Genomic DNA, 22,995 nt, shown 5'->3' with positions numbered 1-22,995 from the left:
TAAATAAAATAAAAATCGCGAAACAATGTTTCGCGATTTTTTATATGCACTTGGGTTATTTTTTTTAAAGGCTAATTCAAATAAATTATAACCAAATGGTACTATAATAGACGTAACAAATCGGATAGTGTTACAAAAACAGTGTGTTTTTTACGAATATTTAACTAACTAATCTTTTTTTTAATTAATACTTAAATTTAACAAATATTATAGAGATATTTTATGAATTTAACATATTAATTGATTGATTTAGAGTATTCCGCCGCCACTTTTTTCATTTTTGTCTCTTCTCTTCCTTGAAACTTTTCTATTCTTTCCGCTACCAAAACGATATGATAATCCAAGGAATATTGTCTGCGTCTCTCCTTGAAATTGTCCGTTTTGTTCAAAAGGAAAATCACCTGAGAATCTAAAACGCATGGTATTAAAAATATCATTAAAGTTAATACTTGCAGTTCCTTTTCCTTGTAAGAAATTGTATCTAGCACCAGTATTAATAAAATAGAAAGGTTTTGTCTTAAATTGAATACCTTCTTGTTCTCCGCGATAAAATCCAAATATTTGAAAAGTAAGATTTTTAGTAGCTTTAAAATTGTTGTTCATTCTAAAATTATAGACAACGGCATCAACTTCACTAGCGACCTGAACTATTTCGTCCATTCCATTTACTTCTACAATATCTTCTACAATTCCTTTTTGTGTTTGTGCGTATAAATCAAAACTAGCATTAAAATTCCACCATTTGGTAGGGCGATAATTACTTGAAATTTCTATTCCATATGCAGAGTTATTGTCAAAATTTTCAAAAGTAAGTATCTGTCCTTCTTCTACCGTTGGATCGGCTAGTAAGGTTTGATTAATTTCATCATTAATTAAACGATAAAATGTACCTGCAGTAATTGAACCTCCAGTCAACTTACGTGTATAATTTAATTCGACCGAATTTGTGAATTGTGGATCTAATTCGGGGTTTCCTCTAGAGGTAATCCGTGGTGTACTCCATTCTCTTATAGGGTTTACTTGGTTAAGACCAGGACGATCCACTCGTCTACTATAGCTTAACTGGTAACTATTTTTTTCTCCAGGTGTATATGTCAAATATGCAGAAGGATAGATTGTGAAAATATCATCTTCAAATACTTTTTCATTATTAAAAATAGCTTCTACTTGATAGTTTTCTAATCTAGCTCCCACTTGATATGACCATTTTTCATAGTTTTTACCGTAAGTAGCATATATAGCATGAATATCTCTGTCATAACGATATTTAGAATCATCAAAAAGTGTAGAGCGATATTCATTATCTGTACGTCTTAATCGTCCCTCATATCCTAGTTCTAATTTGGCTTTTTCTGATAATGGATTTACATAGTCAAGATTGATTGTTGTATTCGTTCTTTCGTTGTCCAATATATCATCATAATTGGGAGTTAATCCTCCTACAAAATTAAAATCATCATTGCTGTCACCTTCAAAAACATTATAATCAACTTCTAATTCTATATTATGCCCTTCTTTTTTAAAATCATGTTTATAATCAAAATTATAAGTAGATCCTAAATTGTCACTTTTATTGATTAGATCCTGAAAAATGTTATTTTCTGGGTTGTCAAAAAACAAAATGTCGGTAGTTCCAATAGTTTTTCCATCAAATATGTTTTGATTGGTGTATAATGATATGGTGTTTTTTTCATTTATATAATAATCAAAACCTACTTTGAATAAATGTGATTTATTATTATCCTGAAAACGGAAATCGGTTCTATAATTTTGGTCGCCTCTAAATACAAACCCTTGATTTAAATTTTTTGTAATATTTGCGCCATAATTTCCATAGACGTTTATTTTTCCACTTCTGTAATTTAGGTCTATAGAACTGTTAAATCTAGCATTCTCATCCCAGTTTACTCCAAGATTTATGTTTCCATTAAATCCAATATTAGCGTTTTTACGCAATACAATGTTAATGATTCCACTCATACCTTCTGGGTTATATTTAGCAGATGGATTCGTTATAAGTTCAACTGATTTAATAGAGGTTGAAGGTATTTGTTTCAATAATTGAGTTGGCGAGATATTTGTTGGCTTGCCATCAATTAAAACTTGAACATTTGGGTTACCACGTAGTGCTATATTACCATCTTGATCCACGTTTACAGATGGGATGTTTTGCATTATTTCTGCTGCTGTACCACCAGTAGTAGTTAGATCTTTTCCGATGTTAATTACTTTTCGATCTATTTTTTGTTCAATGGTTGTACGTTCAGCTATGATAGTTACGTCATCTAAAGCTTGTGCCTCTTCTTCTAATGAAACAGTGCCAACATTAATGTCTTTACTTTTTTTAGAAATTTCGATAGGTTGACTATGACTTTTATATCCTATGAACTGTATTTTTAAAATGTAATTTCCGTTGGGGATATCTGTAATTGAAAATGTGCCATCTTCTGTAGTGATACCTCCGCTGATTAATTTGTCAGCGCCATCATTAATTATAATAGTTGCGTACGGTATAGGTTGGTTAAGGTTTTTGTCAATTACTTTTCCTGAGATTGTTCCTAGTATTACATTATTACTGGGTTGCGCTATGACAAGAGAAAAGCAAAATAATAAAAATAATAAGATTGCTTTTTGGCCTGCCTGTTGGCTAGGTAGATTGATTGTTTTCATTTCGAACGTTTATTTGATTGATAATTATGCTAAGCATTGTACTTTGTATTACATAATACAAAGGCATTTGTTTTCCCTGTTTTAAACACGTTGATTAATCGTGTGTTTGATATATGACGATTCATTATAAAATCTGTTACACTAATAATTTTTTTTAACAATAAATTATATAACCAAAAACCGCCCCTTAATTAGGGGCGGTCTTCTTATAATAATCAAATAGTAACACTAACCATCAACTATGAATAAAATTTGATTATTAAGTAACTAACTAACTAAATTTATGAAAAATCATATTTCTTTACCTATAAGACGTGAGTGGTAAGACTTATGTTACACCTGTTTTTTGTTTTTAACATTTTAGCCTTTATTTTTAACTTTTAATGGATAGATTAACTTTATTTTGCAATCAAATTAATACGTATGACATCCAAAAAAAAAACTTTAGTATTAGGTGCTTCTTTAAAATCCAATCGATATTCTAATTTGGCAATAAATAAACTGGTTCGTTTTAATCATGATGTTGTAGCCATTGGATTGCGTAAAGGGGAAGTATCAGGAGTTCAAATTGAAACAGATTTAATGGATTTCAAAAATGTCGATACAGTTACTTTATATTTAAATCCTACCCGTCAAGAACAATACTACAAATATATAGTAGGCCTTAATCCAAAAAGAGTCATTTTTAATCCAGGAACTGAAAACCCAGAGCTTTATAAGGTTTTAAGACAAGCGAATATAGATATAGAAGTAGCTTGTACTTTGGTGTTACTTTCTACGAATCAGTATTAGGCCTAGAAATGTTAGTAATCCATTGAGTGGAAGTAATTCATAACCGATTTTATAACCACCAATGAATTCAGAAGGTATTTTCCATACTCCAATAATAATTAGAACAGATATTAAAGCTACAATCCACGTGTATTTATCTTTGATTTTATAATTAGTAAAAATTCCGAATGCGAATAAACCTAGAAGTGGACCATAAGTAAAAGTAGCTACGGTTAGTAAATTACTGATTACATTTTCCGTTAATACATGCTTAAAAACTATAATCACGATGATTAACAAGGCACTCATGGCAATATGAGTTTTTTTTCGAATCGCTACTTGATCTTGCTTTTCTTTTTTCTCGATACCTAAAAAGTCTACACAGAAAGAAGTTGTTAGTGATGTTAGAGCACTATCTGCGCTACTGTATGCAGCAGCAATTAATCCAAGTATAAATGCAACAGCTAATACGATGCCTAATCCGCCATTAATTGCGATTTCTGGAAACAACAAATCCGTTTTTACATTTCCATCTACAACTGGGGTGGCAATATTAAATTGATCAGCATATATGAATAATAAAGCGCCTAGTAAAAGAAAAATAAAGTTGACCACAATCAATACAAAACTAAAAGAAACCATGTTTTTCTGTGCCTCTTTTAAGTTACGACAGGTTAGATTTTTTTGCATCATATCTTGGTCTAATCCAGTCATACAGATGGCGATAAACATACCACCAATAAATGACTTGAAAAAATGATTCTTTTCTAAAAAGCTATCGAAGAAAAATATTTTATCATAATTTTTTAATTCTTCCGAAGAGAGAAATTCTGAAAAAGACCATCCTATTTGATTATTAATATAATAGATTGCGGTTCCTAAGGCGATTAACATAAATAATGTCTGTAACGTATCAGTCCAAACGATTGTTTTTATCCCTCCTCTAAAGGTATATATCCAGATTAATAGTATAGAAAGTATAACGGTAATTTCGAAAGGTACATTCCATTCGTCAAAAATATATTGTTGTAATACAATTGCCACAAGATAGAGTCTGAAAGAAGCACCTAAAACTCTAGATATAAAGAAGAAGAAAGCTCCTGTTTTATAACTTACTACTCCAAATCTTTCTTCTAGATATTGATAAATAGAGGTGACGTTTAACTTATAGTAAATTGGCATTAAGATATATGCAATAACAAAATTACCAACCAGATATCCAAAAACTATCTGCATATAGCTAAACTGTGCCCCTTCAACCCATCCAGGAACAGAAATAAATGTAACTCCACTTAATGAAGCGCCGATCATACCAAAAGCAACTACGTACCAAGGAGATTGTTTATTCGCTTTAAAAAAGGCTTCGTTTCCCGAACTTTTTCCTGTGAAATATGAAATTAAAAGTAATACACCAAAGTAAGCGGCGATTAAAAGTAGAATATGTATGGGTTGCATATAAAAATTCGAATTAGTAAAACACCAAAATACGAATTAATATTTTTACGATACTAACCTGAAATTATAAGTTATCTGTTTCTGGTATCACTCTCAATGACACCATCACGTAATCGTATTACACGATGCGCATGAGCAGCTACTTCTTCTTCATGAGTTACCAAAATTACAGTGTTACCAGCTCCGTGAATATCATCAAATAACTGCATGATTTCTAATGAAGTTTTGGAATCTAAATTTCCAGTAGGTTCATCTGCTAATATAATGGAAGGTTTGTTAACCAATGCACGACCAACCGCAACACGTTGTCGTTGACCACCAGAAAGTTGATTTGGTTTGTGATCCATACGATCTGCTAAGCCTACATCTGTTAATACTTCTTCGGCTCTTGCATTTCTATCTTTTTTAGAGGTTCCAGCATAAACCATAGGCAGTGCTACGTTATCTAAGGCTGTAGTTCTTGGTAGAAGATTAAAAGTCTGAAATACAAAACCAATTTCTTTATTTCTAATATCTGCTAATTCGTCATCCGTCATTTTGCTAACATCATTTCCATTAAGGTTATAGGTGCCATCTGTTGGGGTGTCTAAACAACCTAAAAGATTCATAAGTGTAGATTTTCCCGATCCAGAAGGTCCCATGATAGCGATATAATCTCCTCGTTTTATTTCTAGATCAATGCCTTTAAGTACATACACTGTTTCTTGACCTAATTGAAAGTTTCTAATGATACCTTTAATATCGATAACGTTTTCCATGCGATGAATTAATTATAGCCGTAAGATACGATTTTAGCTTATATGACGCATCAATGAAGAAGTTGTTACACTCTAATTGTAAAATGTTCTTTTTCTTGTTCCTTTCTAAAAAAAATAAAGCCTAAATCAAAAGTGTCTATAGTAACTTTAACCTTGTAATGATCTTGTAATTTTTTCCAAAATAGCTGATGTTCCTTCGATGAATGTATGGCCTGTAAAAGAAGCAGAGAATCATTATGAACTCTAGAGAATAATGTTTCTAAATATTCTGTGTTTTCTTTCAGTTTGTTGATGTTTAGATATATGAAATCGTATTCTTTGTTGTTGGCTTCAGAATTAGAAATTGAAATGGAATTGTTAATGGTTAAAATCTCTGCAATATTATTAGAGGATTTTTCAGGGATTAAAACCGATTTGTAATCTAGATATGGTATTAATCGATTTATAAGTTTAGCATTCTTAAAATTTATATCAACAGTATTATTTTTAAGAATTGATTTTATTCTGGGATATGCGTCTTTTTTTTTAGAATCATAAAAACACTTAGTAACCAAATTATAAACAAAAGGGGAATGTACGCCGTGTTGGTTAGTAGATTTAATTAAAAACTGAAAATAAGACTTGATTTTAAAAAACATGAATGAAGTAATAAGTATAAGTATCTATTCCATTTTTTCAGAAAGTTCTAACCATCGCATTTCTTTTTCTTCAATACTATCTATAATCTCTTTTAGCTTCGCTGACTCTTCATTAATTTTATCTCCTTCCAAAGAACCATTTGCAAAAAGTTTCTCTATATCTTTTTTCTGAATTTCTAATTTCTTTAGGTCACGTTCGATACGGTTATATTCTTTTTGTTCATTATAGGACAAAGCGGTCTTATTATCTTTTTTCCAAGATGTCTTTGTTTTTGGTTCCGTGTCAATCGATTTAGTTTTTTCTGGTGGTCGACTATTTTCGTAAATACGATAATCCGAATAATTACCAGGGAAATCTTCTATTACTCCATTTCCTCTAAATACAAATAGATGATCTACTATTTTGTCCATAAAATAACGATCGTGTGATACTACAATTAGACAGCCAGGAAAATCTAATAAGAAATTTTCCAAAACATTTAGAGTAACAATATCTAAATCATTCGTAGGTTCATCAAGTATTAAGAAATTAGGGTTCTGTATTAGAACAGTACACAGATATAATCGTTTTCGTTCACCACCACTCAGTTTTTCTACAAAATCATATTGCTTTTTACGGTCAAATAAAAAACGTTCTAATAGTTGTTGTGCAGAAATCTGCCTTCCTTTTTTCAAAGGGATATAGTCACCAAACTCTCTGATTACTTCTATTACTTTTTGCCCTTCTTTGATAGTAATACCTTTTTGGGTGTAGTAACCAAATTTTACAGTATCTCCAATCACTATTTTACCTTGATCAGGTTGGGTAGCTCCGGTAATCATATTTAGAAACGTTGATTTTCCGGTTCCGTTCTTACCAATAATTCCAACTCGTTCTCCTTTTCGGAAAACATATTCGTACTTGTCTAAAAGAACAAGGTTTTCATAACTTTTAGAAACCTTATGGATTTCTAGGATTTTACTTCCTAGTCGTTCCATATTTATTTCTAATTGTATTTCATGATCATTTCTTCTTTTATGCGCTCGTTCTTTTATTTCATAAAAATCATCAATTCTTGATTTTGATTTTGTAGTTCGAGCTTTAGGCTGTCTTCGCATCCAATCCAACTCCTTTTTATAAAGTTGTTTTGCTTTGTTGGTTTCAATTTCTTCATTAGCGACTCTAGCTTCTTTATTCTGAAGATAATAGGCGTAATTTCCTTTGTAGCTATATAATTTTCCGTTTTCAAGTTCTACAATTTCATTACAAACGTTTTCTAGAAAATAACGATCGTGAGTCACCATAAAAAGAGTGAAGTTTTCTTTGGCAAAATATTCTTCAAGCCATTCAATCATTTCTAAATCTAAATGGTTGGTAGGCTCATCCAGATACAATAATTCAGGTTTACTGAGTAGAATATTAGCAAGTGCTAACCTTTTTTTTTGACCTCCAGAAAGTAAACTTACTTTTTGATTTAGGTTTTCTAACTTTAGTTTAAAAAGAATTTGTTTGTATTGTGTTTCAAAATCCCACGCATTCAAAGCATCCATTTGCTCAAAAGCTTTTTGGTAAGCTTCGCTATCATCAGGATTCTGCAGCGCTTTTTCATAAGTGTTTATTACTCGTAAAGTATCATTATCAGCAGCAAAAATGGTTTGTTCGATAGTAAGATTAGGATCTAGATTAGGTTCTTGAGGTAAAAAAGCTACTTTTAGATTTTTTCTATATACGACTTGACCATTATCAGGTTCTTCATCACCAGCAACAATGTTGAGTAGAGATGTTTTACCTGTTCCATTTTTTGCAATAAAACCTATTTTCTGACCTTCATTAATTCCAAAAGAGATATTCTGAAACAGGATGCGTTCTCCAAACGATTTAGCAATATTTTCTACTGATACGTAATTCACTTATTTATTTTAAAATTGACGCAAAGATAAATAGAAATAGATTCTATGAAAGGTTTTACTGGAGGTATAATATTTCTTTTGAATATAATTTAAATATTCTTTTTTCTTTTTTTTGTATATTTTCAATCCTTAAGTCCGATTATAACTTTGCCTATGAAGGAAAAACTACTTGTAATTCCCTTATTGTTATTAAGTATTCATTTTCTATCCGCTCAGGATATATATAGAGATGAATTTAATACAGTTTCTTATAGTAATAATGACGGTAGCTCTAATTGGTCCGGTGATTGGAACGAGGACAATGATGATGATAATCCTGCAGCGGGTTTTATACGTATTACTGGTAATAAACTAAGATTCTTTAGAATTGGAAATGAAATTATCTCTAGGAGTGCTGATTTAACAGGAGCAACATTCGCTACATTATCTTTTGATTGGGAAACAGACAACATAGAATCCAATGAAGAATTATTGATTCAGGTGTCGGATGACGGTATTAATTTTGATACTTTAGGTAGTTTTACTGGCACCACAACAGGAACTTTTAGTGAAGACATTACAGCATATATTTCTGCAAATACAACAATAAGGTTTCTAGATCCAGATAGTACTGTTTGGACTAGTACTGGCGATATTGCTGAGATCGATAATATACAAATTGAAGCTATATTTCCAGATGATCCTCCGGTGATTGTTGTAACGGGAGATAGACACTTTTGTCTCAATGGATCAAATTCTACCCCAGTGGCAGAGACAATTTCTATTACAGATCCTGATGATGTAAATTTAGAACAACTTACGATTCAGGTATCTACAGGATACCAAAATGGATCGGATTTATTAACATTAACAGGTGTGCATCCCAATATTACAGATAGCTGGGATGTTACAGAAGGAAGATTGACATTAACTGGTCCAGCTACTTTTGCAGAGTTTGAGGCAGCTGTTTTAGCTACAGTTTTTTCGTCTACACCTCCTATTGTTAATGGTTTAAGAGAGTTTTCTATAGTTTTGGGATCTCCTTTATTTCTCCCGGAAACAGGTCATTATTATGAGTTTATTCCTTCTTTAGGGATACGATGGGATGATGCCAGAGATGAGGCAGAATTAAGAACTTTTTTTGGACTTCAGGGATATATGGCTACACTCACGAGTGCTATTGAGGCTACTTTTGCTGGAGATCAAATTACAGGGACGGGTTGGATAGGAGCTAGTGATAATTTTGGTTCGGGAGAAGGTGAATGGAGGTGGGAAACTGGACCAGAAGCTGGAACAGTATTTTGGAATGGAGATGAAACAGGAGCTGTAGCACCTGGTGAATTTGCATTTTGGAATAATAATGAGCCTAATGATTATCCTAACGATGCAATACCTGGTCAAGAAAATTATGCGCATATAACAGATGATACTATTGGTATTCAGAATTCATGGAATGATTTACCAATTACAGGAGGAGGCGGAGCTTATCAAGCTCAAGGGTATATTGTAGAGTATGGTGGATTACCTGGTGATCCAGTACTTCAAATATCAGGAGTAACAAGATTAAGAATAAGTTGTACGGTTATTACCAATCGAAATAAAACATATAGAGTTAATTATTAAATGTTTTAGATAAATTAAATAGAGTGCAATTCACTGTTTTTTTAGGCTCAAACTATCTCTTACTAAGCATTGATTTTTTGTCTTCGTCTGGTAATTGAAAATAGGAATATAAAGATCATTAGAAAAATAGCAACTCTAGCTAGGTAATCACCTGCTTTTGCATAAAAAGTGATTTTTTCATTAGTTTTAAGACTTCCTTTTAGAACTCCTTGTTCGTTATAATCTAAAGAAGATACAATATCACCTTTTTGATTTATAATGGCAGAGATACCTGTATTAGCACTTCTTGCGATACTTCTTCTAGTTTCGATTGCTCTTAATTTTGCATAGGCCAAATGTTGTTTATGTCCTTGTGTTACTCCCCACCAAGCGTCATTGGTAATGATCGCAAGAAAATCAGCATCATTTCTCACATAACCAGTAACAAACTCGCCATAAACACTTTCATAACATATAATAGGGCCCGCACCAAGACCTTCTTTAGTAAAGAAAACTTCTCGATCATCTTGTGTTGTTTTTTTGGCAACAGTACCTCCTAAATCTATCATGGCGTCACCAACTAATGGTTTAAAAACACTTTGATAAGGAAAGTTTTCTACTCCAACTACCAGTTTACTTTTATTATAAATTTCTGTTGTTCCATCTTGTCTTACTAAGAAAGCAGAGTTATAATCATCATAGAATACTCCACTTTTGTGCTCATTTGTTTGTGGCCGAACTTTAGCAGGACTTCTAAATACATCTAATAGGGAAATTCCTGAAAGAAAATTAGCATTGGGATAGTTATTAATAATACTACTTGCTGTTTTTCTTGCAATAGAATTATTAAAATTCTTTAGTCTATTATTATCTGCAAAAACAGTTTCTGGAGCTATAATAAAATCTGTCTTTTGGGAAATTTCTTTAGCGGTAAGAGAGCTTAATAATGCACCTACACGATCATCTGAAGTGTTATATTTTTCAGTATAAGGATTTATATTTGGTTGTAGTATAATAACTTCTACATCCTTACCTTCTTCGGTATAGGTTTTTAGAATTATAAATGAAATTACAATTGGAACAATTATAAGAAGTCCATTCTTTATCGCGGATCGATACAAAATAGACTTTTCTTTGTGTTCAATATAAAGTAAAACACTTTTATATAGCCCAATATTTACTGCCCAAATCCATAGTGTCCCTCCGAAAGTACCTGTGTATTCATACCATTGTATCCAAGAAGTGAAATTGGCAAATCCGTTACCCAGATTAAGCCAAGGCCAAGAAAACTGCCATTGCAGGTGTAGGTATTCAAAACTCATCCAAATGCATACTAAGAAGACTGCACCAATAGTAAATGATGATCTTCTGGCAATAATGTGATAGATAAGAAATACTAATGCCATTAATAATGTATTTACAATTTCTGCAAACCACATACCGAAAGGAGTAGAGTTGTATATCCACCAAGTGGTAATCATATTCCATATAAAGAATGCTAGAAAAGCAAAGCCTAATACTTGAGTTTTATGACGTTTATTGTTACGTGTTTTGTATTCTATAATTAATAAAGGGACAAAGCCAAAAAATAGAAATAAAGGAAAACCATAGGTAGGCCATCCAATAGAAAGTAATAAACCAGATAAAATAGCAAGTAAAATGTTTTTCATACGGAGTGTTCTGTCTTAGTAACGAAATTAATCTTATTTCGTTACAAAACTTTAAGTCAAAGCTAAAAAAATGTTATGATTGAATATGTGATATTGTTATCTAAAAATACTCCAGTCTACTTTTATAGAAAATACATTAGAATAAATAGCGGCACTTTGATCTCCTATGTCTGTTAATGCATAATCTACTTGTATTCCTTTATATTGAAAACCAATACCAAAATTTGGTTGGAATCCTACGTTGTCAGAACCATCAAATTGTTCAATATTTTGAAAATTACCAACGCCTCCTCTCAGGTATACTATTTTAGAATAATCTAATTCAAAACCAAAAGCCGGGGTAATACTAATTGCAGATGAGGAAATGATATCGTTAGTCTCTGCAAAACGTACATTCATATCCAATTCAGTGTTTAAACCGAATTTTTTGCCTATGTCAAATTTTCTTGCAGCTCCAAATTGCAATTTGGGAATAGTAATTTCTGTTGTTTCCGGTAATTCTTGATCTCTAATTTGAGGTATTTGATCTTCATCAGGAATACCATCTCCGTTTAGATCACCAATAGCAAAATCTTCTACATTCCAAGCATTAAAAGTTGTAGTGATATCACGTACCATAATTCCAAATTGCCATTTGTTCCTTTGATATTGTAATGCTGCGTCAAAACCAAATCCCCAAGAAGAGGCAAAATCTCCAATAACCCTTCGTATTACCTTAGCATTCGCTCCATAACTCAACCCTTCTATAGGTAATTTTCTAGAATAAGAAAATGTAAAAGCATAATCTGCAGCAGAGAATAAATTGATCCTAGTATAATCAATATTACCATCAGCATCTACAAGACTGGTTGTATCTAAAATATCATCTACTCCAAAACGAATTAAGGAAAGTGCAATAGCACTTTTTTCATCTAAAGGCATCGCAAAAGCTAAATAGTCATAATTTGCAATATTTGCAAAATAAGCTGCGTGCATGAATGATACTTGGTTATCTTCTAAATGGATTAGTCCTGCAGGATTCCAATATCCCGAGTTTACATCACCAGATGTAGCAACTACAGCATTCGCCATCCCTAAAGCACCGGCATCTACACCAATATTTAGAAACTCATTAGAATATTTTCTAGTTTGTGCCGAAGAAAACGATACAACTAAAAGTAGTAATGCAATTATAATTCTTTTCAATCCAAGCAATTTTTGACAAATATCTCACTATTTTTCAACATGATAAACTTTATTTGTGATTTCATATTGTGTAGCCTATGTTAATAGACGAAAATAGTTTGCTATTTTTACACAAAAATCAAATCATATGTGGCTTAAAAAGCAAATCCCTAATATTATTACATTACTTAATCTACTTTGTGGATGTATTGCAACCATCTTTGCAGTTCAGGGGGCTTTAGAATTAGCAGCACTTTTTGTGGCGCTTGGTATTGGTTTTGATTTTTTTGATGGCTTTGCTGCTAGAATTTTGAAAGTACAAAGCGAATTAGGGTTGCAGCTGGATTCTCTAGCGGATATGGTTACTAGTGGTTTAGTTCCGGGAATAGTGATGTTCCAGATGCTTGCTAAGATTTTTGGATACCCCTATCGGGGCGTTTCTGAAGGTTCTGGTCAAGTAATTTCTTATGACTTTATACTTAGTGATTTTGGGTTGAATTATTTGTCACTAGTAGGTTTGCTTATAACACTAGCTTCTGCATATAGATTGGCTAAATTTAATATCGATACACGTCAGACTACCTCGTTTATAGGTTTACCGACTCCTGCAAATGCGTTATTGATTTTAAGTTTACCATTAATCATCAGATATCAGACGCATCCATGGATGTCAGATGTTATTTTAAATCAATGGTTTTTGATCGGTTTAACTTTGATAAGTTGTTATTTATTAAATGCCGAAATTGGACTGTTTGCTCTTAAGTTTAAAACTTGGGGGTTTGCTGAAAATAAAGTCAGATATATTTTCTTATTGCTTACAATTGTTTTGTTTGTATTACTTCAGTTTATGGCAATACCTTGTGTTATCTTGTTGTATGTTTTGATGTCCCTAATTTTTAAGGAGAAAGATGTTGCGCAGAACAATTAATTAAGTAAATGAAAAATATTTACAGAGTACTGTTTTCTATAGTTGGAATATCTTTTATGTTTTGCTGTTCTAGTAAAGTTAGAAATGAATCCATTGAATACGATAGTGGTATTACTTTAATCAAAAAACATGATTCTTTATTTTATATACAGATCAAATCAGATTCTTTAATAGATACTTGGGAGTTAAAATATCCAGTGTATCAATATATGATTGGAGATGTAGATGAAAATGGATCTAATGATATATTAGTAGGAGTTATTAAAACAACTCGATTTGATTCCATAAAAAGAAAACGACTTTTTATTTTTAAAAATTATGAAGGTTATGTCCGTCCACTATGGTTAGGTTCCAGGTTGGGTAAACCTTTGGTAGACTTTAATTTTATAAAAAATAAAGAAGGTAGTTTTATTAGAAGTGTTGAAAAAGAAAAGAGTGGAAAGGTATTAATAGCAGAATATAAATGGCGTAGATTTGGGTTGGAGTTCAAAAGATATATCCATAGAGAAATTGATAGTCTAAGGGCAACACGCATACTTAAAAACGAAAACATATAAATTAAAAGAATTATGAACAGACAAATACTATTTGCTAGTTTCTTTTTGTTTCTAATAGCTTGCGGAGGTGATAAAAAATCCGAAGAAAAAAAACAACTTGAAGTTTCTCCGGATGTTGTAGAAGTAACTGAAAAGGATGATCAGATTATCGAGAATGTAGAGAATCCTGTTCTGATTGATGGAAAACTGGATATAGAACAGCTGGGAGAGGATATTAATTTAGAAATGGACATTTCTTCGTTTAGTCTTTATGAAATTAGGATTTTACGAAACAGTTTTGCTGCTAAACAAGGGTATTGCTTTATGAAAGGGGATCTTAGGTATACTTTTGGTGCTACTAGTTGGTATAACGAAAGAATGGAAAATCGATATTGGGCAGAAGAAGGAGGAAAGGATATAGCACCTATTTCGTATTCTGACCAAGAAACAGTCTTTATTGAGAAATTAAAGAAGAGAGAAGAAGAATTAAAATTAAAGAATTTAGTAAAAAAAGGTAATAGACAATTGGCGAACGTGAACAATGTTGTAAACCTTTTTCAATTAAATGATCCAGCACCCGAATTAATGAGTATGTTAAGTCAGAATGGGTTTGCTATAGTTCCTAATAATAATATTCAGTTATTTCATTTGTATGAACAAAATGATTATGCTGAGTTCCCAAATTTTGTAACTACCGATATGTATATGCAATTGTTTCATATGTATTTTGGTTACATACTTAGACAAATAGAAGAAGAACAATTTATTCCTATACTATCACAGATTTGTGAGTCTATGATAAAGGATATGCAAGAGATTGTAAAAACTACACCTATTGAATCAATAAAGGAAATAGCAAAATTTAATCATACCTATTATGCTATAGCCTATACTGTTTTAACTAACAAAAAAATAGAAGTGCCTTTGGGGTATGAACAACACTATGAAAATGAATTAGTTTCAATTAAAGGAGCAGAGGATAGTACTTCTAAATTTTTAGAATTTGAAGAAGTTAATTTTCCTTATAGCTTATTTAAACCGAGAGGACATTACACTCGTACAGAAACGTTAAAACGATATTTTAGTGCTATGATGTGGCTGCAATCTGCACCTTTTTGCCTCAATAATGATTTACAATTTAAAAGAGCTTTGGTTAATGCTTCTGTTTTAGGGAATAGTCCAAATTTTAAGAAAGAAACATTACAGAAATACAAAGCAATAATGGAACCTATTAATTTTATAATAGGTCAACCAGATAATGTGTCTTTTTTGGATTTAGTAGATTTAATTGAAAAGGAAGAGCTGTCTATAGAAGAAATTTTGCAAAATACGACTGTTATTGAAGGCATGAAGGAGGAAGTGAAAAAAATGGCAGATATTAAGGATAAAATAAGATCAGGTGGTGGAAGTTGTAAAGTTAAAATTAATTTTATTCCGCAACGATATTTATCAGATAATGATGTTCTTCAGAATTTAGTAGATTTAAAAAGTAAAGTTTCTAAACGCCCTTATCCTCAAGGTCTAGATGTCATGGCTGCTTTTGGGAGTGAATCTGCCGAAAATTTATTGCTGAATGAATTGAAAGAAGGTGAGAAATGGAATGATTATCCTGAATTGCTTTCTAATATGCAGCAAGAAATGAATGATTTAGATTGGGATAAGACCTTGTATAACAAATGGATACAAAGTTTGTTAGAATTGCAAAAACCTAATGATAGTTATCCGTACTTTATGCAGACAACAGAGTGGGATAAGAAAAACTTAAATGCATCATTAGCATCTTGGGCAGAACTTAAACATGATTCTATTCTTTATGCAGAACAACCTATGGCAGCTGAGTGTGGATCTGGAGAAGAAGTGCCTAGTCCATATACGGTTGGGTATGTAGAACCTAATATTGGATATTGGAATACGGTAATCGAATTAATAGATCTTACCAAATCTGTTTTAGAAAGAAATAAACTATTGAATTCTAATATTTCCAGAATTACAACAGGTCTAAGAGAAAATGCAGAGTTTTTGTTATCAGCTAGTCAAAAAGAGCTTGAAGGAAAGAAATTGTCTGTGCAAGAATATGGCCAGATAGAAATAATTGGGAGTACATTCGAATGGTTAACGTTGGATTTAGTTAAGCAAAAAGATCAATATCTCGATGGCTGGCATAACGTAAAAGGAGCGGATAAATCTGTGGCTGTTGTGGCAGATATCTATACAGCTAACGGTGATAACAATCCAGATAAAGGAATCTTACATGTTGCAACAGGTAATGTAAATGATATATATGCAGTAGTAGAAATTGAAGGGTATTTATACATAACTAAAGGTGCAGTGTTTGGATATCATGAATTTCATTTACCAATGGGTAATCGTTTAACAGACGAAGAATGGCAAGAAATGCTAGAAAATAATGAAGCAACCGGAATACCAATTTGGATGAAAGATATTATTGTACCAATACCAGTTCCTAAAACGAATGAAAAAATATTCTACAGTTCCGGATGTTAACAGAATTTAGATATTACTTGATGCCTCAATATCGATTAGGTGCGTTTGTTTTTTATTTAATAACCTTTTTAATAGTAGCCTCTTCTTGTAATACAGGTAGAGGAAAAACTGATGAAATTAGTATTGTTTTTGTTGGGGATTTATTGTTGGATAGAGGTGTACGGAATCGTATTGAACATTTGGGGATGAATAGCCTATTTCACTCATCCATAGATTCAGTTTTTCAAAAAAATGCTATTGTTATAGCAAACTTAGAATGCCCGGCTACCGAGATAGAGGAACCGATTAATAAAAAATTTATTTTTAGAGCAGAACCATCTTGGTTAAAGTCATTAAAAGATCATGGAATAACACATCTTAATATGGCTAATAATCATGCGATGGATCAAGGTAGAAACGGTCTCGTGGATACTAATAAAAATATAATAAACAATGGTTTGATCGCCTTGGGGTATGGAGAGAATACGGAAAAAGCCTGTAGACCACAATTAATCGCTACTACTCCTAGGAATGTTTATGTGTTTTCTTCTCTTCAAGTTCCATCAGAAAATTGGACTTTTTTAGAAAACAAACCCTGTGTATGCGAAGATTCTTTTGATACTATTTCTGATAAGATTAAAGAGTTAAAAAGTAAAGAACCTAATTCGGTAGTTATTGTTCAGTTGCATTGGGGAGCAGAACATACTGTAGTTCCACTAACGTATCAAAAACAACAAGCTTATTTATTAATAGATGCTGGTGCTGACGGTATTATTGGGCACCATCCTCATACAATTCAGACGGTAGAGTCGTATAAACAAAAACCGATTTATTATAGTATAGGGAATTTTATTTTTGACCAAAATAAACCTATTAATTCTAAAGGGTTATTAGTGCAGTTACAAGTTCGCGAAAAAGATGTTGTTTTTAATCATTCAGAATTTAGGATAGAAAAATGTACACCAAAAATTTTAAACGACTAAGAAAAGCTATATCTAAAAATCTAATTTCTTCTTTCTAAGTTCAAAATTCTGACCAAGATATACTTTACGAACCATTTCATCTTCTGCTAATTCCTCAGGAATACCTGCTTTAAGAATGCTTCCTTCGAACATTAAGTAGGTTCTGTCGGTAATAGCAAGAGTCTCTTGTACATTATGATCCGTAATCAGGATTCCAATGTTTTTATTTTTTAGTTGTGCTACAATCCGTTGAATATCTTCTACAGCAACTGGATCTACTCCTGCGAATGGTTCATCAAGTAGAATGAAATTTGGATCAGTAGCTAGTGCTCTGGCAATTTCTGTACGTCTTCTCTCACCACCACTAAGAAGATCACCACGGTTTTTTCTAATATGTCCTAATCCAAACTCTTCTATTAGAGACTCCATTTTATGAAGTTGTTCTTTTTTAGAAAGTTTTGTTAGTTGAAGAACACTTAGAATATTGTCTTCTATACTTAATTTTCTAAAAACGGAAGCTTCCTGAGCCAAATAACCAATACCATTCTGCGCACGTTTGTACATAGGAAATTTGGTGATATCGGTATTGTCCAAAGTGATTTTTCCACCGTTAGGTTTAACTAAACCTACAATCATATAAAAAGAAGTAGTTTTACCAGCTCCATTGGGCCCTAATAAACCTACAATTTCTCCTTGATTTACTTCCAGAGAAATCCCTTTTACTACTTTTCGACCTTTGTATGACTTAATTAAGTTGTCCGCTTTTAACTTCATAATCAGAATGACTTCTTTAGATGGTAAGTGTTGCTATAATGAGCAGGTAAATTTATAGTATTTCTTTTAAACCTTAATTTTCAGATGTATTTGCATCTAATGCATCCCAGTACTCATATGCTCTACGAAGATGAGGAATTACAATTGTTCCACCAATTAAAGTTGCAATGCTTAGAGTTTCTGCAACTTCTTCTTTGGTTAAACCTTCTTTATGACAAGTCTCTAAATGATAGCGGACGCAGTCATCACATCTTAATACTGCAGAAGCAACCAAACCTAATAGCTCTTTCGTTTTTACATCCAATGCTCCTTTCATAAAAGCATTCGTATCTAGATTAAAAATTCTTTTAATAATTTTATTATTATCTTCTAGAATACGAGAGTTCATTCTCTCTCTATATTCGTTAAATTCTTCAACTATATTACTCATCTAGTTTGTGTTGTTAATTTTTTATTCTTTTTATTTTCTCTTCTGACAACCATTTTGGAAATAAAAATACTTATCTCATATAATATAAGTATTGGTATTGCAACAATTATCTGAGTAGAGATATCTGGAGGTGTGATTACAGCAGCTAAAATAAGAACAATAACCAATGCATATTTTCGATTACGTCTCATAAATTCCGGTGTTACTAATCCTACTTTACTTAAAAAGTATATAATAATAGGTAATTCAAAAATAAATCCAGATGCAATTACAGAAGCTCTAACTAATGATATATAAGACCCTATTTTTATCTGATTTTCTACAACTTCAGCGACAGAAAAAGTAGCTAAGAAATTTACCGAAAGCGGTGCGATAATATAATACCCAAAAAGGACACCAATAAAAAATAATATAGAAGAGACTATAATAAATCCTCTGGAATGCTTTCGCTCTTTTTCATAAAGTGCTGGTGAAATGAATTTCCAAAACTCGTGTAATATATAAGGGAATGCTACTACAAATCCTGTGGTAATAGATGTCCATATAGCAGCACTAAATTGTCCAGCCATTTCTGTACTTATAAAATTAAAAGGCATTTCTTCTAGACAGCCTTTTTCCATTCCAAAGGTTTCCGAAATACCACATAAAACTCTATAAGAGATAAAATTTGGATCTCTTAATGCAAAGATGATATCCGTAAAAATAGTTTTTATGAAAATAAAGGCAAAAATAGCAACCAAAACTATTGCTAAAGTTGCTCTTATTAAATGCCATCGTAACTCTTCTAGGTGATCAAGAAACGACATGGACTGCGGATCTTTTGTTGCTTTATTTGTCATTATAAAATACCTTCTCTCATTAGATCATGAATATGTAAAAGACCTGCATAATTACCTTTTTCTTCTGCTAACAAATGCGATATTCCGTACTCCTCCAGTCTATCTAGAGCATCTATCGCCATTGCATCTGCATCGATACGTTTAGGATTAGGGGACATAATGTCCTTAGCAGTTAACCCAGCAAAAGAAGTGTTCGTGGTAAGCATTCTTCTTAAATCACCATCTGTAATTATTCCGATAATTTTATTGTCTTCGGTAACTGCGGTTGCACCTAATCTTTTTTCTGTCATTTCTACAATCACAGCGTTGATATCAGAATCTGGACTTACCTCAGGTTTTTCATTTTTGGATACAATATCATTGACCCGTAGGTATAGTTTTTTTCCTAAAGCTCCTCCTGGATGATATTTGGCAAAATCTGTACTAGAAAATCCTTTTAGATTTAACAGACTTACCGCTACAGCATCACCAATAACTAATTGTGCAGTGGTACTGGTTGTAGGAGCTAAATTATTAGGGCATGCTTCTTTTTCTACAAAAGCATTTAAAACAAAGTCTGCTTCTTGACCTAAAAATGATTCCTTATTAGAGGTAATACCAATTAAAGTATTGTTAAAGTTTTTAATCAGAGGTACTAACACTTTAATTTCAGGAGTATTTCCGCTTTTAGAGATGCAAATTACTACATCATCTTTAAGAATATTACCTAAATCACCGTGAATTGCATCTGCTGCGTGCATAAATACTGCTGGAGTCCCTGTAGAATTCATAGTAGCCACTATTTTTGAAGCAATAATAGCACTCTTGCCAATTCCTGTGATAATTACACGACCATTAGAATTGTGAATAGTATTCACGGCTTCTGCAAACTCTTGATCTATAAGCTGTTCTAAGTGTGCAATCGCTTTCGCTTCTTCATTAATGGTTTTTTGGGCAAAAGAAATAATCGTATCGAGGGTGTTCAAAATTTATAAAATTTGCGTGTTATAAATAAAGATTTTATTATCTTTAATTATGCAAAGGTATGTAATACCTTATGAATTTTAAATAGTGCCAGAAAAAAGCTTACTATTTTTAGTTTTGCTTATCTTTGGTAACTTTTAAAAAAAGAACAATCCACTAAATCTTTACTGGGGAAAAAGGTTTTAGTGATAGCGATTTTAATTTAATTGGTATATAAAAGTTAAACGATTTAATGAGTTTGAACGAAACCGACTTACAAGGAGCTTTAAAAAAGTACTTTGGTTTTAGTCAATTTAGAGGATTGCAGGAGAAGGTTATAGAAAGTATTTTAGGAAAACAAAATACTTTTGTTATTATGCCTACAGGTGGTGGAAAATCCCTTTGCTACCAGCTTCCTGCCTTAATGTGTGAAGGAACAGCTATTGTAGTTTCTCCGCTAATCGCACTAATGAAAAATCAAGTAGATGCTATTCGAAGTATTTCTTCTGAAGAAGGAATAGCACATGTTTTAAATTCTTCCCTCAACAAATCCGAGGTTAAAAGAGTAAAAGGAGATATTGTTAGTGGTGTAACCAAGTTACTTTATGTTGCTCCGGAGTCTCTGACAAAAGAAGAATATGTAGATTTCCTAAAAGAACAAAAAATTTCTTTTCTCGCAGTGGACGAAGCCCATTGTATAAGTGAATGGGGGCATGATTTTAGGCCAGAGTATAGAAATCTAAGAAATATTATTAAACGAATTGGAGAAGATATTCCGATTATAGGATTAACAGCAACTGCAACGCCAAAAGTTCAAGAAGATATTCTTAAGAATTTGGCGATGAGTAATGCCAAAACATTTAAGGCTTCCTTTAATCGTCCTAATTTGTTTTATGAGATACGTCCTAAGACAAAAAATGTAGATGCTGATATCATCCGTTTTGTAAAACAAAATTCGGGTAAGAGTGGTATTGTTTACTGTTTAAGTAGAAAGCGCGTTGAAGAGCTTGCTCAAACACTAGAGGTAAATGGAGTAAAAGCAGTACCTTATCATGCAGGTCTGGATGCTAAGACCAGAGCAAAACATCAAGATATGTTCTTGATGGAAGATGCTGATGTAGTAGTTGCTACGATAGCTTTTGGAATGGGTATCGATAAACCAGATGTACGTTTTGTGATCCATCATGATATTCCTAAGAGTATAGAAAGTTATTATCAAGAAACTGGTCGTGCCGGTAGAGATGGAGGAGAAGGACACTGTTTAGCTTATTATGCTTATAAAGATATTGAGAAGTTAGAAAAATTTATGAGTGGAAAACCTGTTGCAGAGCAGGAGATAGGACATGCATTGTTACAGGAAGTAGTAGCTTTTGCAGAAACTTCTATATCCAGACGTAAATTTATATTGCATTATTTTGGTGAGGAGTTTGATGAGGTTACAGGTGAAGGAGCGGATATGGATGATAATGTTCGTAATCCAAAAAAGAAACACGAAGCACAGGAAGAAGTGCAACTCTTATTAAAAGTTGTTAATAGGACAGGAGAAATTTATAAATCGAAAGACTTAGTAAATACGTTGATCGGAAAAAGTAATGCGCTTATTATATCTCATAAAACTCATGAGCAACCTTTTTTTGGAACAGGTAAGTCTAGAGAAGATAAATATTGGATGGCATTGATTAGACAAGTGCTTGTTTCTGGGTATTTGAAAAAAGATATAGAGACTTATGGTGTCATAAGGATTACTCCAGAAGGAAGAAAGTTTATCGAATCGCCTGTGAGTTTTATGATGACAGAGGATCATGTATATGATCAGACTAAGGACGATTCTATTATTACTGCTGCGAAAGCAGGAGGAAAAGCAGGAGGTACCGATGACCGATTAGTTGGGATGCTTAAAGATTTAAGAAAAACTGTTGCCAAGAAATTAGGAGTTCCTCCGTTCGTGGTATTTCAGGATCCATCGCTAGAAGATATGGCCCTTAAATATCCTATAAGTATTGAGGAATTAGGAAATGTACATGGAGTAGGAGAAGGAAAAGCCAAAAAATACGGAAAAGAGTTTGTAGCATTAATCTCTAAATATGTAGATGAGAATGATATCATGCGTCCAGATGATTTTGTCGTAAAAAGTACAGGAGCTAATAGTGGACTTAAGTTATATATTATCCAGAATGTAGATAGAAAACTTCCGTTGGATGATATCGCTGCAGCTAAAGGAATGGATATGCCAGAGTTTATTAAAGAAATGGAAGCTATTGTATATAGTGGTACTAAACTTAATATTACATACTGGATAGATGAAATATTAGATGAAGATCAACAAGAAGAAATTCATGAATATTTTATAGAGGCGGAAAATGATAAAATAGATACGGCGATTGAAGAGTTTGATGGAGATTATGATGATGAAGAATTAAGATTGTATCGTATCAAATTTATTAGTGATGTAGCTAATTAAAGTAGATATTATAGAAATAAAAAAGAGAGGATGTAAAAACAT

At 32.3% G+C, this 22,995-nt stretch carries 18 protein-coding genes; 7 read left to right on the top strand and 11 right to left on the bottom strand.

Annotated features, from left to right (window positions below; genetic code table 11):
• Positions 1-249: 249 nt before the first annotated feature.
• Positions 250-2,670, bottom strand: a complete 2,421-nt coding sequence (locus NMK29_RS14605) for a TonB-dependent receptor domain-containing protein (RefSeq protein ID WP_108803531.1) — start codon at positions 2,668-2,670, stop codon at positions 250-252.
• 423 nt (positions 2,671-3,093) lie between these two features.
• Here NMK29_RS14605 and NMK29_RS14600 point away from each other — a divergent pair, with 423 nt between their 5' ends.
• Positions 3,094-3,462 (top strand): CoA-binding protein, encoded by a 369-nt coding sequence (locus NMK29_RS14600; protein ID WP_108803532.1) that lies wholly within the window; start codon positions 3,094-3,096, stop codon positions 3,460-3,462.
• Here the strand turns inward: NMK29_RS14600 and NMK29_RS14595 are convergent.
• The 4 genes from NMK29_RS14595 to NMK29_RS14580 all read right to left on the bottom strand — a co-directional run bounded on the left by NMK29_RS14595 (position 3,439) and on the right by NMK29_RS14580 (position 8,182).
• A complete protein-coding gene (locus tag NMK29_RS14595) occupies positions 3,439-4,896 on the bottom strand; it encodes a sodium:solute symporter (protein WP_108803533.1) in 1,458 nt (485 codons plus the stop codon). The genes NMK29_RS14600 and NMK29_RS14595 overlap by 24 nt on opposite strands.
• 71 nt (positions 4,897-4,967) lie before the next feature.
• Complete coding sequence (locus NMK29_RS14590; protein ID WP_027392326.1) at positions 4,968-5,654, bottom strand: ABC transporter ATP-binding protein; 687 nt, start codon at positions 5,652-5,654, stop codon at positions 4,968-4,970.
• A 65-nt stretch (positions 5,655-5,719) separates the two neighbouring features.
• Positions 5,720-6,292 carry a hypothetical protein gene (locus tag NMK29_RS14585; RefSeq protein ID WP_234424271.1) on the bottom strand — a complete coding sequence of 191 codons (573 nt, stop codon included), beginning with the start codon at positions 6,290-6,292 and terminating at the stop codon, positions 5,720-5,722.
• 24 nt (positions 6,293-6,316) lie between these two features.
• Complete coding sequence (locus NMK29_RS14580; RefSeq protein WP_108803534.1) at positions 6,317-8,182, bottom strand: ABC-F family ATP-binding cassette domain-containing protein; 1,866 nt, start codon at positions 8,180-8,182, stop codon at positions 6,317-6,319.
• A gap of 153 nt (positions 8,183-8,335) precedes the next feature.
• On the opposite strand from NMK29_RS14580, the gene NMK29_RS14575 reads away from it, so the two are divergent.
• Positions 8,336-9,784 carry a hypothetical protein gene (locus NMK29_RS14575; protein WP_108803535.1) on the top strand — a complete coding sequence of 483 codons (1,449 nt, stop codon included), beginning with the start codon at positions 8,336-8,338 and terminating at the stop codon, positions 9,782-9,784.
• Positions 9,785-9,846: 62 nt separating this feature from the next.
• Here NMK29_RS14575 and lnt read toward each other — a convergent pair whose 3' ends face one another.
• Both lnt and NMK29_RS14565 read right to left on the bottom strand, forming a co-directional pair.
• The gene (gene lnt, locus NMK29_RS14570; protein WP_108803536.1) at positions 9,847-11,433 is read right to left on the bottom strand and encodes an apolipoprotein N-acyltransferase; all 1,587 of its coding nucleotides are present in this window, start codon (positions 11,431-11,433) and stop codon (positions 9,847-9,849) included.
• A 96-nt stretch (positions 11,434-11,529) separates the two neighbouring features.
• On the bottom strand, positions 11,530-12,618 hold the full coding sequence (locus NMK29_RS14565) for a PorV/PorQ family protein (RefSeq protein ID WP_027392322.1): 1,089 nt from the start codon (positions 12,616-12,618) through the stop codon (positions 11,530-11,532).
• A 127-nt stretch (positions 12,619-12,745) separates the two neighbouring features.
• Between NMK29_RS14565 and NMK29_RS14560 the strand changes: the two genes are divergently transcribed.
• The 4 genes from NMK29_RS14560 to NMK29_RS14545 are packed head-to-tail and all read left to right on the top strand — an operon-like array spanning position 12,746 to position 17,528.
• Positions 12,746-13,525: a phosphatidylcholine/phosphatidylserine synthase gene (locus NMK29_RS14560; RefSeq protein WP_108803537.1), complete on the top strand. Its 780-nt coding sequence runs from the start codon at positions 12,746-12,748 to the stop codon at positions 13,523-13,525.
• Positions 13,526-13,533: 8 nt separating this feature from the next.
• Entirely contained in the window at positions 13,534-14,082 is a 549-nt protein-coding gene (locus NMK29_RS14555; RefSeq protein ID WP_199915046.1) for a hypothetical protein, read from the top strand.
• A 12-nt stretch (positions 14,083-14,094) separates the two neighbouring features.
• A complete protein-coding gene (locus tag NMK29_RS14550; RefSeq protein ID WP_108803538.1) occupies positions 14,095-16,566 on the top strand; it encodes a DUF3160 domain-containing protein in 2,472 nt (823 codons plus the stop codon).
• Complete coding sequence (locus NMK29_RS14545; RefSeq protein WP_108803539.1) at positions 16,560-17,528, top strand: CapA family protein; 969 nt, start codon at positions 16,560-16,562, stop codon at positions 17,526-17,528. The genes NMK29_RS14550 and NMK29_RS14545 overlap by 7 nt, the downstream gene beginning before the upstream one ends.
• 12 nt (positions 17,529-17,540) lie before the next feature.
• Here NMK29_RS14545 and lptB read toward each other — a convergent pair whose 3' ends face one another.
• The 4 genes from lptB to NMK29_RS14525 form a co-directional block, all read right to left on the bottom strand.
• Positions 17,541-18,281 carry an LPS export ABC transporter ATP-binding protein gene (lptB, locus tag NMK29_RS14540; protein ID WP_027392318.1) on the bottom strand — a complete coding sequence of 247 codons (741 nt, stop codon included), beginning with the start codon at positions 18,279-18,281 and terminating at the stop codon, positions 17,541-17,543.
• Positions 18,282-18,354: 73 nt separating this feature from the next.
• Positions 18,355-18,711 carry a carboxymuconolactone decarboxylase family protein gene (locus NMK29_RS14535; RefSeq protein WP_108803540.1) on the bottom strand — a complete coding sequence of 119 codons (357 nt, stop codon included), beginning with the start codon at positions 18,709-18,711 and terminating at the stop codon, positions 18,355-18,357.
• Positions 18,708-19,550, bottom strand: a complete 843-nt coding sequence (tatC, locus tag NMK29_RS14530; protein ID WP_234424272.1) for a twin-arginine translocase subunit TatC — start codon at positions 19,548-19,550, stop codon at positions 18,708-18,710. Before tatC ends, NMK29_RS14535 begins: the two co-directional genes overlap by 4 nt.
• Positions 19,550-20,515: an SIS domain-containing protein gene (locus NMK29_RS14525; RefSeq protein WP_108803541.1), complete on the bottom strand. Its 966-nt coding sequence runs from the start codon at positions 20,513-20,515 to the stop codon at positions 19,550-19,552. Before NMK29_RS14525 ends, tatC begins: the two co-directional genes overlap by 1 nt.
• A 230-nt stretch (positions 20,516-20,745) precedes the next feature.
• Between NMK29_RS14525 and NMK29_RS14520 the strand changes: the two genes are divergently transcribed.
• A complete protein-coding gene (locus NMK29_RS14520) occupies positions 20,746-22,953 on the top strand; it encodes an ATP-dependent DNA helicase RecQ (RefSeq protein WP_108803542.1) in 2,208 nt (735 codons plus the stop codon).
• Positions 22,954-22,995: the final 42 nt, after the last annotated feature.

The sequence above is a fragment of the Aquimarina sp. Aq107 genome (assembly GCF_943733665.1).
GTDB lineage: Bacteria > Bacteroidota > Bacteroidia > Flavobacteriales > Flavobacteriaceae > Aquimarina.
This window is presented reverse-complemented; position numbering and strand designations above follow the sequence as displayed.

Excerpts from the sequence above, each read along its gene's own strand:
- NMK29_RS14605 (WP_108803531.1), bottom strand. The coding sequence starts at position 2,670 with ATGAAAACAATCAATCTACCTAGCCAACAGGCAGGCCAAAAAGCAATC.
- NMK29_RS14600 (WP_108803532.1), top strand. The coding sequence starts at position 3,094 with ATGACATCCAAAAAAAAAACTTTAGTATTAGGTGCTTCTTTAAAATCC.
- NMK29_RS14595 (WP_108803533.1), bottom strand. The coding sequence starts at position 4,896 with ATGCAACCCATACATATTCTACTTTTAATCGCCGCTTACTTTGGTGTA.
- NMK29_RS14590 (WP_027392326.1), bottom strand. The coding sequence starts at position 5,654 with ATGGAAAACGTTATCGATATTAAAGGTATCATTAGAAACTTTCAATTA.
- NMK29_RS14585 (WP_234424271.1), bottom strand. The coding sequence starts at position 6,292 with ATGTTTTTTAAAATCAAGTCTTATTTTCAGTTTTTAATTAAATCTACT.
- NMK29_RS14575 (WP_108803535.1), top strand. The coding sequence starts at position 8,336 with ATGAAGGAAAAACTACTTGTAATTCCCTTATTGTTATTAAGTATTCAT.
- lnt (WP_108803536.1), bottom strand. The coding sequence starts at position 11,433 with ATGAAAAACATTTTACTTGCTATTTTATCTGGTTTATTACTTTCTATT.
- NMK29_RS14560 (WP_108803537.1), top strand. The coding sequence starts at position 12,746 with ATGTGGCTTAAAAAGCAAATCCCTAATATTATTACATTACTTAATCTA.
- NMK29_RS14555 (WP_199915046.1), top strand. The coding sequence starts at position 13,534 with ATGAAAAATATTTACAGAGTACTGTTTTCTATAGTTGGAATATCTTTT.
- NMK29_RS14550 (WP_108803538.1), top strand. The coding sequence starts at position 14,095 with ATGAACAGACAAATACTATTTGCTAGTTTCTTTTTGTTTCTAATAGCT.
- NMK29_RS14545 (WP_108803539.1), top strand. The coding sequence starts at position 16,560 with ATGTTAACAGAATTTAGATATTACTTGATGCCTCAATATCGATTAGGT.
- lptB (WP_027392318.1), bottom strand. The coding sequence starts at position 18,281 with ATGAAGTTAAAAGCGGACAACTTAATTAAGTCATACAAAGGTCGAAAA.
- NMK29_RS14535 (WP_108803540.1), bottom strand. The coding sequence starts at position 18,711 with ATGAGTAATATAGTTGAAGAATTTAACGAATATAGAGAGAGAATGAAC.
- tatC (WP_234424272.1), bottom strand. The coding sequence starts at position 19,550 with ATGACAAATAAAGCAACAAAAGATCCGCAGTCCATGTCGTTTCTTGAT.
- NMK29_RS14520 (WP_108803542.1), top strand. The coding sequence starts at position 20,746 with ATGAGTTTGAACGAAACCGACTTACAAGGAGCTTTAAAAAAGTACTTT.